We start from the raw sequence: 13,374 nt of genomic DNA, 5'->3' as shown, positions 1-13,374 counted from the left end.
GCCCCGGTCCCCGAGAAGGGGACCGGGGCTCAGCCGTCGTGCGTGGCCGGTGCGGACCGGTCGGCCTCAGCCGCCGGTCAGTCCGCTGAAGAAGCCGCCGTCGTTGCCGCCGCCGTTGTTCCCTCCGGCCGACACCGTGGTCAGGGTGATCGTCTGGCTGTTCGGGTCGGCCTGGGTGCCCGGCTGCGGGTCCTGGTTGGTGACCCGTGCGTTGCCGTCCGTCGGGCCGTTGACCTGGATGCGGGTGAAGCCCTTCTGCTGCAGGATCTTCACGGCGTCGCTCAGCTTCTGGCCGAAGACGCCGGGGACCTGCGTCTGCTGGTTGGCCAGCTTGCCTATCTGGATGTTGACCGTCGTGCCCGCCTTGACCTGGGTGAGCACCGCGGGGTTGGTCTGTATGACCTTGCCGACCTGGTTCGGGTCGGTGGTGTCGGTGTCGACGCAGTTGCCCGGCGTCAGGTTGTTGGCCTGCAGCTGCTTCTTGGCGTCGTCACAGGACTGGTTTCTCACATCCGGCACCGTCACCGTCTGCGGGGCCGCGGCGACCGTGAGGGTTATCGTCGAGCCCTTCTCCTGATCCGTGCCGCCCGCGGGGTTCTGGTCGGTGACGACGCCCGGAGTCTGGTCGGACTCCGCCGTCTTCTGCTCGACCACGAAACCCTTGTCCTCGAGCTGGGACTTCGCCTTGGCGAACTGCAGTCCCCTCACGTCCGGCACCGCCACCTTCGGCGCTCCCGTGGACACCACCAGATTGACGGTGCTGCCCTTCTTGACCTCGGTGTTCGCCTTCGGGTCCTGGGAGCAGACGTTGCCCTTCTGCTGGTCCTCGCAGGGCTTCCTCGAGATGGACAGCTTCAGGTCCGAGTTGACCGCGAGCGTTTGCGCGTCCTTCTGGGACTGGCCGACGAAATTCGGCGCCGGCACGGTGTCGTTGCCGACCCCGCCATTGCCGTTGAAGATCCACTTGCCGATGAGGATCGCGCCGACCAGGACCAGGATGCCCGCGACGACCAGGAGGATCGTGGAGGTGTTGGACTTCTTCGGCTGGCGGCGGCGGTCCGGGCGGTCGTCGTAGCCGTAGCCGCCGTCGTCCGGGCTCATCGGCGGCATCATCGTCGTCGCGCCGGCACCGGCGTCCGGGCGCAGGGCCGTCGTGGGCTGGTTGTCGGGGTAGCCGCCGTAGCCGACCGAGCCCATCGCCGCCGTCGCCGCGACCGGCTGCCCGTCGAGGCACGCCTCGATGTCGGCGCGCATCTCGTCGGCGGACTGGTAGCGGTAGTCGGGGTCCTTGACCAGCGCCCTCAGCACGATCGCGTCCATCTCGGGCGTGATCTCGGGGTCGAAGACGCTCGGCGGCTGGGGCTCCTCGCGGACGTGCTGGTAGGCCACCGCGACCGGGGAGTCGCCGACGAAGGGCGGGCGGACCGTCAGCAGCTCGTAGAGCAGGCAGCCCGTCGAGTACAGGTCCGAACGCGAGTCGACCTGCTCGCCCTTCGCCTGCTCGGGCGAGAGGTACTGGGCGGTGCCGATGACCGCCGCGGTCTGCGTCATCGTCATGCCGGCGTCGCCCATGGCGCGGGCGATGCCGAAGTCCATCACCTTGACCTGGCCGTTGCGCGTCAGCATGACGTTCGCGGGCTTGATGTCGCGGTGGACGATGCCGTTGCGGTGGGCGTACTCCAGGCCCTGGAGGATGCCGATGGTCATCTCCATGGCGCGCTCCGGCAGCAGCTTGCGGCCGCTGTGAAGAAGCTCACGGAGAGTTGAGCCGTCGACGTACTCCATGACGATGTACGGGATCGAGACCCCGTCGATGTAGTCCTCGCCCGTGTCGTACACCGCGACGATCGCGGGGTGGTTGAGTGAGGCGGCCGACTGGGCCTCCCGGCGGAACCGGGCCTGGAAGGAAGGGTCGCGCGCCAGGTCGGCGCGCAGCGTCTTCACCGCCACGGTGCGGCCGAGGCGGGTGTCGTGCGCGAGGTAGACCTCGGCCATGCCACCACGGCCGAGCACCTGGCCCAGCTCGTACCGGCCGCCGAGGCGACGCGGCTCTTCCATAGCTTCCTACCAGCCCTCTCCGTCGGTCCCGACCACACCCGCGTGTGGTCCGGCGGTGTGCTGTCCGGGCATACGGTACCCGGCTCGCTGTGCGTGACCTGGCCACATCCGCCACCCGATACAGGACCGGTATCGCAACGTGCACCGATGTGAAGGGGACGTGACGGGGGTCACTTCTTGCTGTTGATGACCGCTTCCATGACGTTCTTCGCGATGGGCGCGGCGAGGCCGCCACCGGAGATGTCGTCACGGTTGGCCTTGTCGTCCTCGACCACCACGGCCACGGCGACAGGCGAGCTGCCGTCCTTGAGCTTGGCGAACGAGATGAACCAGGCGTACGGCTTCTCGCTGTTGTTGAGACCGTGCTGGGCGGTACCGGTCTTGCCGCCCACGGTGACGCCGGGGATCTGGGCGTTGGTGCCGGTGCCCTTCTCGACGACGGTCTGCATCATCGACTGCAGGATCTGCGCGTTCTTCTCCGACAGTGGCCGGCTCAGCTCCTGCGGCTCGGTCTGCGTGATCACGTCCAGGCTGGGCGCCTGCAGCTTGTCCACCATGTACGGCTTCATCAGCTTGCCGTCGTTGGCGACGGCGGAGGCGACCATGGCCATCTGCAGCGGCGTCGCGGCGGTCTCGAACTGGCCGATGGAGCTCAGCGCCGTCTGCGGCCGGTCCATCTTCTCCGGGAAGTTGGAGGCGACCGAGCGCACCGGCGTGTACTGCTCGGAGTCGAAGCCGAACTTCTTCGCCTCCTCCAGCATCTTGTCCTTGCCGAGGTCGGCGCCGATCTTGCCGAAGACGGTGTTGCAGGAGTACTGCAGCGCGGTCCGCATGGTCGCGTTCTCGCAGGGGATGTTCCCCTCGTTCTTCAGCTGCGTCGTGGTGTTCGGGAGGGTGTAGGGCAGCGGGGACTTGGTCTGTTCGTCCGCGCTGGTGTACAGCCCGTTCTCCAGCGCCGCCGCCGCGGTGACCACCTTGAAGGTCGAGCCCGGCGGGTAGGTCTCGCGCAGCGCCCGGTTCAGCATCGGATCGCTCGGGTCGTTCTTCTTCTGCAGCTTCTGCCAGGCCTTCGAGTCCGTGGACAGCGAGTTTCCCGCGAACGACGACGGGTCGTACGACGGGTAGGAGGCCAGCGCCAGGATCGCCCCGGTCTGCGGGTCGAGCGCCACGGCCGCGCCCTTGCCGCCGACCTTCTTCAGACCGTCGTACGCGGCCTTCTGCGCGGCCGCGTTGAGGGTGGTGACGACATTGCCGCCCTGCTGCTGCTTGCCCGTCAGCATGTTCAGGGTGTTGCGGAAGAACAGCCGGTCGTCGGTGCCGGTGAGGATGCCGTCCTCGATGGACTCCAGCTGCGTGGCGCCGAAGGCCTGCGAGGCGTAACCGGTGACCGGCGCCCACATCGCGCCGTCCTTGTAGGTGCGCTTGTACTTGAAGTCGTTGAGGCTGTTGGTGGGCGTCTCCTTGGACCCGGTGATCGGGTCGCCGTCGACGACGATGTCGCCGCGCGGCGTGGAGTACCGCGCGATCAGCACACGGCGGTTGTTCGGGTCGGTACGCAGGCTGTCGGCCTGGAGGTACTGGAGCCAGTTGTCGCGGACGAGCAGCGCGAGAACGAGGAGCCCGCAGAAGATCGCGATCCGGCGCAGGGGCTTGTTCACGGTCGGACCACCTGGGTCATCTCGGCGTCGGGGTTGGGGGCGGGGGCGGGGGCCGGGCGGCGCGCGGTGTCGCTGATGCGCAGCAGGATGCCGATCAGGGCCCAGTTGGCGATCACGGAGGAACCGCCGTACGCCAGGAAGGGCATCGTCATACCGGTCAGCGGGATGAGCCCCATCACACCGCCGGCGACCACGAAGACCTGCAGCGCGAACGCGCCGGACAGGCCGACGGCCAGCAGTTTGCCGAACGGGTCGCGGGCGGCGAGGGCGGTGCGGACGCCGCGCTCCACGATCAGGCCGTAGATCAGCAGGATCGCCATGATGCCGGCCAGGCCCAGCTCCTCGCCGAAGGTGGCGAGGACGAAGTCGGAGTTGGCGGCGAACCGGATCAGGTCGGAGTGGCCCTGGCCGAGGCCGGTGCCGAGGGTGCCGCCGGAGCCGAACGCCCACAGGGCCTGCTGCAGCTGCTCGGAGTGGCCGCCTACGCCCTGGCGGCTGAGCGTGTACTCCTTCATCGGGTCGAGCCACGCCTGGACGCGCATCTTCACGTGCGGCTCGATGCTGGCCACGCCGACGGCGCCGACCGCGGACATCAGCAGACCGAAGACGATCCAGCTGGTCCGCTCGGTGGCGACGTACAGCATGACGACGAACATTCCGAAGAACAGCAGCGACGTACCGAGGTCGGTCTCGAAGACCAGGATGAGGATCGAGATCGCCCAGACGACGAGGATCGGTCCGAGGTCGCGGCCGCGCGGCAGGTACAGGCCCATGAAGCGGCGGCTGGCCAGGGCGAGCGCGTCGCGCTTGACCATCAGGTAGCCGGCGAAGAACACCGCGAGGACGATCTTCGCGAACTCACCGGGCTGGATGGAGAAGCTGCCGACGTGGATCCAGATCTTCGCGCCGTAGATGTTGGCGCCGAGGCCCGGGATGAGCGGCAGGATCAGCAGCACCAGCGCCGCGACCATGGAGATGTAGGTGTAGCGCTGCAGGACCCGGTGGTCCTTGAGGAAGACCAGCACGGCGACGAACAGCGCGATGCCCAGCGCCGTGTACATCAGCTGGCGGGGCGCCGCGTTGCCGGCCTGCTTGATGGACTGCAGCAGCTTGGACTGGTCGAGCCGCCAGATCACCACCAGACCCAGGCCGTTGAGCAGCGTCGCCAGCGGCAGCAGCAACGGATCGGCATACGGAGCGAACTTCCGTACGACGAGATGGCCGACGCCGGCCAGCAGGCCGAGGCCGACACCGTAGCTCAGCAGGCCGGGCGGCACCTTGCTGTTGATGGCGAGGCCCACATTGGCGTAGGCGAACACCGGGATGACGACGGCGAACACCAGCAGTGCCAGCTCGGTGTTGCGGCGGCTCGGTGTGCCGATCGCGCCGATCGTGGACGTGTGGTGCGTCGACGTGTTCGTACTGCTGCTCATGGTGTGACAGGGCCCCTCACGGCTTGCTTACTGCTTACCGCACAGTGAGACGACCTTCTGCTCTTGCTCCGAGAGGCTGGGGCCGGGTGTGGGAGTGGGTGCGGTCTGGGTCTTGGACGCCGACGCCGAGGGGTTCGGAGTCGGCGAGGCCTTGGACGTCGGGGAGTTGCTCGCGGTTCCCGTGGTGCTGCCGGGCTTGGGGGTGTTCTTGGACTCCGCGGTGCGGCGTTCGACGTCCTTCCTGCACGCGGACGCCTGCACGGCCAGCTCGGAGATCTTCGACTGGGCCTGCTGCAGACCGCCCTCGGCGATGGTCGCCTTGACCTGCTTCTGCTGGTACGGCGGCAGGTACTTGAGTTCGATCTCCGGGTGGTCCTTCTCCACCTTGGACAGCGACACCCACGCCAGGTCCTGGCTGATGCCGCGGTACAGCGCGACGTGTTCACCGTTGGCACCGACGTAGTACTGCGTCTGCGTCCACCGGTAGGCGCCGTAGCAGCCGCCGCCGATGACGGCGAGCGCGAGGACCGTGTAGAACGATCTCTTCAGCCACCTGCGGCCCTTCCTCGGCTTGACGAAGTCCTCGTCGGTGTAGTCGCCGAAGCTGCCCGCCGGGATGTACCCGGTGGTGTCGCCGCTGCCGGGCGGCCCGAACTCGCCCCCGCCGCCCTGCCGGGCCGCGTGGCGGCCCAGGCCGGCGGCGCGGCCCGCGGGCGTCTGCATGATGCCGTTGTCGTGCAGGTGGTTCTGGTTCTCGGCGACCGCTCCCACCACGACCGGCGTGTCGGACAGGTGCCCGGCGAGGGTGTCCCCGGTGTCCAGGTCGAGTACGTCGGCCACGATGACCGTGATGTTGTCGGGGCCGCCACCGCGCAGCGCCAGCTCGATCAGCGCCTGCACGGTCTCCTCGGGGCCGTGGTAGCTGGCGAGGGTCTCCTCCAGCGTCTGGTGGGAGACCACCCCCGACAGCCCGTCGGAACAGATCAGGTACCGGTCGCCGGCGCGCACCTCACGGATGGACAGGTCCGGCTCGACGTGGTCGCCGCTGCCCAGCGCACGCATCAGCAGGGACCGCTGCGGGTGGGTGGTGGCCTCCTCCTCGGTGATGCGGCCCTCGTCGACGAGCCGCTGCACCCAGGTGTGGTCCTGGGTGATCTGAGTGAGGACGCCGTCCCGCAGCAGGTACGCGCGGGAGTCGCCGACGTGGACCAGGCCGAGCCGCTGACCGGTCCACAGCAGCGCGGTGAGCGTGGTCCCCATGCCCTCGAGCTGGGGGTCCTCCTCGACCATCGCCCGCAGCTGGTCGTTGGCGCGCTGCACCGCTGTGCCGAGCGAGGTGAGGATGTCGGAGCCGGGGATGTCGTCGTCGAGTGCGACGATGGTGGAGATCACCTCGGACGAGGCGACCTCGCCGGCGGCCTGGCCGCCCATCCCGTCGGCGATCGCGAGCAGGCGCGGACCGGCGTAACCGGAGTCCTCGTTGCCCTCGCGGATCATGCCTTTGTGCGATCCGGCGGCGAAGCGCAGTGAGAGACTCATGCGCACCTCGCCCGTCGGCTCCGGGTACATCCGCACGGTGCCCACCCTCCGGTCGGGAGCGCGCCGGGGCCCTGGGTGGAAGCCACCGCTGCGTGCTCGCTCCGCTCGCTCATTGTCGTACTACTTCCGCAGCTCGATGACGGTCTTGCCGATGCGGATCGGCGCGCCCAGCGGAATCGGTGTGGGGGACGTCAGCCGGGTCCGGTCGAGGTACGTGCCGTTGGTGGACCCGAGGTCCTCGACGATCCACTGGCCGTCGCGGTCGGGGTAGATCCTGGCGTGCCGGCTGGAGGCGTAGTCGTCGTCCAGCACGATCGTGCTGTCATGGGCACGGCCGAGCGTGATGGTCTGCCCCTGCAGCGCGACCGTGGTCCCGGTCAGCGAGCCCTCGGAGACGACCAGCTTGGTGGGCGCCCCGCGGCGCTGCCGCCCGCCGCCCGGCTGCTGGCGCTGCGGCGGGGGCGCCGCCTGGCGGGCGGTCTGCTGCGGCCGTGCGGCCTCGCGACGCGCGCCGCGCTGGGTGACCCGCGTACCGAACAGGTCGCTCCTGATGACCTGCACGGCCACGATCACGAACAGCCACAGTACGGCCAGGAAACCCAGCCGCATGACCGTGAGGGTCAGCTCTGACATTGCCCCCGCTTCACCCTTCGGCTTGCCTATAGATAACGGTGGTGCTGCCCACGACGATCCGCGAGCCGTCGCGGAGCGTAGCGCGGGTGGTGTGCTGCCCGTCCACCACGATGCCGTTGGTGGAGCCGAGATCCTGGATCGTCGAGGGCGTTCCGGTCCGGATCTCACAGTGCCGGCGGGAGACGCCGGGGTCGTCGATCCGCACGTCGGCGTCGGTGCTGCGCCCCAGCACCAGCGTCGGGCGGGAGATCTGATGGCGGGTGCCGTTGATCTCGATCCAGTAGCGGGTGCGCCCACCGGACGCCGGAGCGGCACCGGGACGCTGTCCGGCGGCCTGCGGGTAGCCGTATCCGCCGGGGCGCGCGCCGGGCGGCGGCGCGGACGGCATGGGCGGAGCGCCCGCCGGCTGGGCGGCGGGCGGGTAGCCGTAACCGCCGGGGCGCCCGGAGGCGCCGCCCTGCGCGGGGGCCTGCTGGTTGGTGGAGGAGGCGAGCGTACGGCTGCGCACCCGGTACAGACCGGTGTCGAGGTCGTCGGCCTTCTCCAGGTGCACCTTGATGGGGCCCATGAAGGTGTAGCGCTGCTGCTTGGCGTACTCGCGCACCATGCCGGCGAGCTCGTCGCCGAGCTGGCCGGAGTACGGGCTGAGGCGCTCGTGGTCCGGCGCGCTCAGCTCCACGATGAAGTCGTTGGGGACGACGGTACGGTCGCGGTTCCAGATGGTCGCGTTGTTGTCGCACTCGCGCTGGAGCGCGCCGGCGATCTCCACGGGCTGGACCTCGGACTTGAAGACCTTGGCGAAGGTGCCGTTGACCAGACCTTCGAGACGTTGCTCGAACTTCTTCAGGACTCCCATGGGGCACCTCCTCCGTCGTTGCCGTCCTGTGTACTGCTTACCTGGTACTGCTTACTGATCGTATCCACGCGCCGGAAAATCGGCTGGTTCCCCCCATCGGCCCTGTCGACGGGTGTCGACGCCTCCGGGTTTCCCTCCGGACGGCCCCTTCGAACACCTTCCGGGCGTACTCCTTGACGTACTCCTCGGAGCACTCCGCGGTGGTACTCCCGCCATGGATCGTAGAGGCGGCCGCAGACCAGTGTCCCGCACCCGGCTGTGGACCCCGCCGCCTCCCGGAGAGATGGGCGGGACCGGTACGAGGTTGATACGTGAACAGACACGCCTTGAGACGTTGGGGGCGGCGGGGGTGGGGCGGGGCGAGGCGGGGATGGGGTGGAGGGGTGCCGGATGTTCGGTATCTGGAATCGGGTGTCGGGTCTCCGGTGTCGGGTGCCGGGTGTCGGGTGTTCCTTGTCGGGATCGGATCCGTGGGTGGTGGTGGGTGGGGGCAGGTGTGCGGGCCGGGCCGGGCCGGGAGCCGGAGGCTCGGGGATGTCGCTGGTCGGGAGGGGGTTTCCGGGGCGGGGCCGGGGGCCCCGGGGGAAAGGGATGTGAACCGACCCTCTCCACCGTGCTAATGTTCTCGGTGTCGGAAGGCGCCGGGCCGAAAGGGCCGGAGCCGGAGGACACACCCAATGCGCGGGTGGCGGAATAGGCAGACGCGCTGGATTCAGGTTCCAGTGCCCGCAAGGGCGTGGGGGTTCAACTCCCCCCTCGCGCACAGAGAGATACCGACGAAACGGGTCTCTGCCGGTGACGGAAGTCACGGCAGGGGCCCGTTTCTCGTTGTGTTGGCGGTTGTCGGCTGTGAGACATCGCACAACTTGGTCAAGGCATACGACGGGGCCCCGGCGCGTGAGCTATCTCACATGCCGGGGCCTGTCCTTGTTGTGCTGCGGCTGCCGGGGCCGGGTCGACTGGGGGCGGCTGTGCGGCCGGTGTCAGGCCGGCCGTCGGAGACGGTCGGGGGCCGTCCGTGCCTGTCGGTGCCCGTCGGTGGCCAGGCTTTCGGTTCTCGGGTCGGGTGGCGGCGGGGGTACGGCGCCGTGGGCGTTCGCCGCCGAGGCGACGGTGTCGAGCCACTTTTTCGATCTTGCGGCGGTTGGCGGTGCCCGCCTCAGTCCGAGAAGGGGACTGCGTCAGCGGCGGACGTGTGCCAGTTGGTGACGATCGGCTTGTCGACGACGAACGAGCCGACGTTCAAGGACACCGGGTTCGGGTCACCGTTGCTGACGGAGACGATGAGGCTGTTCAGTTCCTTGCCGCCGTCCTGGTTGGTGGTCTTCGGGTTCACACCCGCGTAGACGGTGACCCCGGCGCGCAGCGTGATCTCGTGCCCCACGGACTGTTCCGCGGGCTTCGCCGCCGTTCCGTCCGATCCGAAGGCCACGACCGGCAGTGCGGCCGGCATGACGCAGGTGATGCCGGGCCTGGCCTTGCCCTTGATCAGGAAGTAGCCGCCGGCCTGGGTCTGAGAGGTCACGCTCCAGGAGATGTCGTTGGTCCCGCAGCTCTGCCCGTAGCCGCTCTTGTCTCCGCCCGTGCCGCTGCTGTTCGTACCGGACTTGCCCGACGAGGTGCTTCCCGCCACCGTGCCGCCGGAGGACTTCGAAGCACCGGAACCGTTGCCGCCGCCGGTGCCCCCGGCGTTGCCGGCGGTGGACGTCGCCGGGCTCGCCTGTCCGGATTCCGCCGAGGAGCCCGCGGTGGCAGTCGTGTTGGACGACGCGGACGGCGCCGATGACGTGTTGCCGCCCCCACACGCTGTCATCAGGAGGCCCGCGCCGAGGGCGGCGGTGACGGCAAGGGCGGTGCGCAGGCTACGGTTCATGACGGTTTTCCCTTCCAGGGCGGCAGGTACGGGACACCAGGCAGTGCGGTGCCGACGATCACCATGACGAGCACTCCCGGCCGTGGGTTCGGTGCTGTCTCACGTCCATGACGTCGCTGTCGCACCCCTGTGACACGGCTCCGACGGCCGGGCACGAACCGGCCCCGCTCCAGCTGTGAGCCACACCGTCCTTCCCAACACCTGAAGCGCCATCAGTTCTGCCTTCTGCCGGAGCACCGAAACCGCCGATCAGGCACACGCAACCCCTTGGTTACGCCGCCCTTCCCGGTGTCCGAAGGCGGAGGGAATCAGTTCTCCGTCACGCCGACCCACTCGGTGCCGCCGACCGGGTACTCGTAGACGGGACGGCCCTGACTGCCGCTGGTCGGAACGGGTTTCCGTGGTCGTCGATCCGTGTCGTCCCCTGGCGGCCACCACTGGACCACTCCGGTTCCACGTAGCAGTTCACGTCGTGGGCAGTGGCATGGGCGGTGATGTACAGCACCTCGGGATCGGACGGTGACGGGGCGCGGCACGGCTGGCTCGGCTCGGCGGATGCCGCAACGCTGTCACCGCCTGGCGTCGGCCGCATACAAGGGCCTCTTATGCCCGTGGTGCCGGGGCGGGCGGGTCGGGCGAGTCCGGCGGGCCGGGCGGGTCGGGCAGGTTGTCCAGGAAGTCGCTGGTGGGTACATGGAACAGCGATCCGGTGACCGGTGTGGAGAAGTCCAGGATCCGGTCGTGGGCCGCCGGCGGTGCGCCCAGGAACATGCGTTCCAACATGGTCTCCAGCACCATCGGGGTGCGGGCGTACCCGATGAAGTACGTGCCGAACTCGCCCTTGCCGACGGTGCCGAAAGGCATGTTGTCGCGCAGGATCTCGTGCTTCGTACCGTCGCGGTCGACGATCGTGGTCAGGGCGACATGCGAGTCGGCCGGTTTCACCTCGTCGTCGAGTTCGACGTCGGACAGCTTCCGACGCCCGATCACCCTCTCCTGGGCCTCCACCGGAAGGGCGTTCCAGGCCCGCAGATCGTGGAGGTACTTCTGCACCATCACATAGCTTCCACCCGCGAAGCGGGGATCCTCATCGCCGACCAGAACCGCCTCGCCCGCCGCCGGGCCGACCGGGTTCTCCGTCCCGTCGACGAAACCGAGCAGGTCCCGCACGTCGAAGTACTTGAACCCGTGCACCTCGTCGCACACCGTCACGGCACCGCGGAGACGTTCCATGATTTCGCCCGCCAGCGCGAAGCACAGGTCGAGGCGGGCGGCACGGATGTGGAAGAGCAGGTCACCGGGCGTGGCCACCGCGCGGTGCACGGGGCCGGCCAGCTCACGGAAGGGATGCAGCTCCGCGGGACGCGGCCCGGAGAACAGACGGTCCCACACGTCGGACCCGATGCCCGTGACACAGCTGAGCCTTCCGCTGGGCGTGGCACGGAAACCGACGGCCCGCTGCAACCCGTTCAGATCGGCCAGCAACCCGCGGACGACCGGTTCGCTTCCCGGGTCCACCGTCACCACCAGGAAGATCGCGGCCTCTGTCAACGGGGAGAGCACCGACTGGGAAACCGGCTCCGCGGAGGACTGGCTCACGGCCACACCCCTTTCCCAGGGCACGGGCGGGTTTTCACTCTAGGGCGGCCCCAACGGGTGTGCCACCGCGCAGCGGGCGGATGCCGACGCCGGACGTCGTCCACAGCCGCGGAGTTGTCCACAGGCTCTGACGCGCCTCGACGGCCGCCCTGTACGGTCGTCCGCAGTTGATGTTCACACGGCTGCATGGACAGCGGGGGAGGCGATCGGTGTGACCGAAGTCGAGACCGGGGCGGGGACGGCCAAGCCACGGCAGAAGGCCCGGATTTCCGCGGTGCGCGGCTTCGTGCGGTGGCCGGTCGAGGGCTCGCCGAAGGAGGACGGCAAGGCACTGCGCGCACGGGTACGGCGCCGGGCTCACGCGGAACTGGTGCTGGACCCCGACCGCCCGGACGCGGTCACCGCCGTCGAGGAGTCCAACCGCGGTCGCCTCCCCGAGCTCACGCCCATACGCGTCGGCAGGATGGCGGCCACACCCTTCGCGTTCCTGCGCGGCTCGGCGGGCCTCATGGCCTACGACCTCGCACGCACCCCGATGACCGGCATCCGCGCCCAGATCTGCGGCGACGCCCACGCGGCGAACTTCGGCCTGTACGGGGACGCCCGCGGCGGCCTGGTCATCGACCTGAACGACTTCGACGAGACGGTGCACGGCCCCTGGGAGTGGGACCTCAAACGGCTCGCCGCCTCACTGGTGCTCGCCGGCCGTGAGGCCGGGGCCGACGAGGACCGGTGCCGTCAGGCGGCGCACGACGCGGCCGGCGCCTACCGGCGCACCATGCGCCTGCTGGCCAGGCTCCCGGTCCTGGACGCCTGGAACGCGATCGCGGACGAGGAACTCGTCTCCCACACGGACGCCCACGATCTGCTCGGCACGCTGGAACGGGTCTCGGAGAAGGCACGGGCCAACACGAGCGGGCGGTTCGCGGCGAAGGCGACGGAACAGGTCGAGGGCGGCGGCCGACGCTTCGTGGACGCGCCGCCGGTGCTGCGCCGCATACCGGACACGGAGGCCGAGTCGGTCGCGGCGGCGCTGGAGGAGTATCTGACGACGCTGCCCGAGGACCGGCTCCCGCTCCTCGCCCGGTACGCGGTGCACGACGTGGCGTTCCGCGTCGTCGGCACGGGAAGTGTGGGCACCCGCTCCTATGCCGTGCTGCTTCTCGACCACCGAGGCGAACCGCTGATCCTCCAGGTCAAGGAGGCCCGCCCGTCGGCCCTGCTGCCCCATCTGGCCACGTCCGGGCACCCGGTGCCGGAGGTGGACCACGAAGGCCGCCGGGTCGTCCAGGGGCAGAAGCGCATGCAGGTCGTCAGCGACATCCTGCTGGGCTGGACGACGGTCGACGGACGCCCCTACCAGGTACGGCAGTTCCGCAACCGCAAGGGCAGCGTCGACCCGGCGGCCCTGGCCGCCGACCAGATAGACGACTACGCCCGCATGACCGGAGCGCTGCTGGCCCGCGCCCACAGCCACAGCGTCGACCCGCGCCTGATCTCGGGCTACTGCGGCAAGAACGAGGAACTGGACGAGGCGACCGCGGCCTTCGCCGTGGCATACGCGGACCGCACGGAGGCGGATCACGCGGAACTGGTGGCGGCTGTGCGGAGTGGGCGGATCGCGGGGGAGATGGGGGTCTGAGGGCCTGGGGGAGGGGGAGGGAGGGGGTGGGGGGGAGGGAGGCCCCCCAAGGGTGTCGATCTACCGGGCGTCCCGACCTCACC

At 69.4% G+C, this 13,374-nt stretch carries 9 protein-coding genes and 1 tRNA gene; 2 read left to right on the top strand and 8 right to left on the bottom strand.

From position 1 onward, the window contains the following. Positions 1-66: 66 nt before the first annotated feature. The 6 genes from pknB to SY2F82_RS26160 form a co-directional block, all read right to left on the bottom strand. Positions 67-2,058 (bottom strand): Stk1 family PASTA domain-containing Ser/Thr kinase, encoded by a 1,992-nt coding sequence (gene pknB / locus SY2F82_RS26185; protein ID WP_200421610.1) that lies wholly within the window; start codon positions 2,056-2,058, stop codon positions 67-69. Positions 2,059-2,228: 170 nt separating this feature from the next. Then, positions 2,229-3,716: a penicillin-binding protein 2 gene (locus SY2F82_RS26180; protein WP_200421609.1), complete on the bottom strand. Its 1,488-nt coding sequence runs from the start codon at positions 3,714-3,716 to the stop codon at positions 2,229-2,231. Further along, entirely contained in the window at positions 3,713-5,149 is a 1,437-nt protein-coding gene (locus tag SY2F82_RS26175; protein WP_200421608.1) for an FtsW/RodA/SpoVE family cell cycle protein, read from the bottom strand. Before SY2F82_RS26175 ends, SY2F82_RS26180 begins: the two co-directional genes overlap by 4 nt. Positions 5,150-5,176: 27 nt before the next feature. Beyond that, a complete protein-coding gene (locus SY2F82_RS26170; protein WP_236041797.1) occupies positions 5,177-6,688 on the bottom strand; it encodes a Stp1/IreP family PP2C-type Ser/Thr phosphatase in 1,512 nt (503 codons plus the stop codon). Between the two features lie 120 nt (positions 6,689-6,808). After that, positions 6,809-7,321: an FHA domain-containing protein gene (locus SY2F82_RS26165; RefSeq protein WP_103837321.1), complete on the bottom strand. Its 513-nt coding sequence runs from the start codon at positions 7,319-7,321 to the stop codon at positions 6,809-6,811. Between the two features lie 10 nt (positions 7,322-7,331). Then, the gene (locus tag SY2F82_RS26160) at positions 7,332-8,177 is read right to left on the bottom strand and encodes a DUF3662 and FHA domain-containing protein (protein ID WP_200421607.1); all 846 of its coding nucleotides are present in this window, start codon (positions 8,175-8,177) and stop codon (positions 7,332-7,334) included. A gap of 679 nt (positions 8,178-8,856) precedes the next feature. Between SY2F82_RS26160 and SY2F82_RS26155 the strand changes: the two genes are divergently transcribed. Further along, positions 8,857-8,940 (top strand) — tRNA-Leu (locus SY2F82_RS26155). Between the two features lie 396 nt (positions 8,941-9,336). On the opposite strand, the gene SY2F82_RS26150 is transcribed toward SY2F82_RS26155, so the two are convergent. Both SY2F82_RS26150 and SY2F82_RS26145 read right to left on the bottom strand, forming a co-directional pair. Then, on the bottom strand, positions 9,337-10,050 hold the full coding sequence (locus SY2F82_RS26150) for a hypothetical protein (protein ID WP_200421606.1): 714 nt from the start codon (positions 10,048-10,050) through the stop codon (positions 9,337-9,339). Positions 10,051-10,653: 603 nt separating this feature from the next. Beyond that, entirely contained in the window at positions 10,654-11,649 is a 996-nt protein-coding gene (locus tag SY2F82_RS26145; RefSeq protein WP_200421605.1) for a Dyp-type peroxidase, read from the bottom strand. Positions 11,650-11,860: 211 nt separating this feature from the next. Here SY2F82_RS26145 and SY2F82_RS26140 point away from each other — a divergent pair, with 211 nt between their 5' ends. Then, complete coding sequence (locus tag SY2F82_RS26140) at positions 11,861-13,291, top strand: DUF2252 domain-containing protein (protein WP_236041796.1); 1,431 nt, start codon at positions 11,861-11,863, stop codon at positions 13,289-13,291. Positions 13,292-13,374 lie beyond the last annotated feature (83 nt).

The sequence above is a fragment of the Streptomyces sp. Y2F8-2 genome, from assembly GCF_014905555.1.
Taxonomy (GTDB): domain Bacteria; phylum Actinomycetota; class Actinomycetes; order Streptomycetales; family Streptomycetaceae; genus Streptomyces; species Streptomyces cynarae.
The sequence above is the reverse complement of the archived record's forward strand: the minus strand, read 5'-3'. Positions and strand labels throughout refer to the sequence as shown.

Excerpts from the sequence above, each read along its gene's own strand:
- SY2F82_RS26175 (WP_200421608.1), bottom strand. The coding sequence starts at position 5,149 with ATGAGCAGCAGTACGAACACGTCGACGCACCACACGTCCACGATCGGC.
- SY2F82_RS26160 (WP_200421607.1), bottom strand. The coding sequence starts at position 8,177 with ATGGGAGTCCTGAAGAAGTTCGAGCAACGTCTCGAAGGTCTGGTCAAC.
- SY2F82_RS26165 (WP_103837321.1), bottom strand. The coding sequence starts at position 7,321 with ATGTCAGAGCTGACCCTCACGGTCATGCGGCTGGGTTTCCTGGCCGTA.
- SY2F82_RS26150 (WP_200421606.1), bottom strand. The coding sequence starts at position 10,050 with ATGAACCGTAGCCTGCGCACCGCCCTTGCCGTCACCGCCGCCCTCGGC.
- pknB (WP_200421610.1), bottom strand. The coding sequence starts at position 2,058 with ATGGAAGAGCCGCGTCGCCTCGGCGGCCGGTACGAGCTGGGCCAGGTG.
- SY2F82_RS26170 (WP_236041797.1), bottom strand. The coding sequence starts at position 6,688 with ATGAGTCTCTCACTGCGCTTCGCCGCCGGATCGCACAAAGGCATGATC.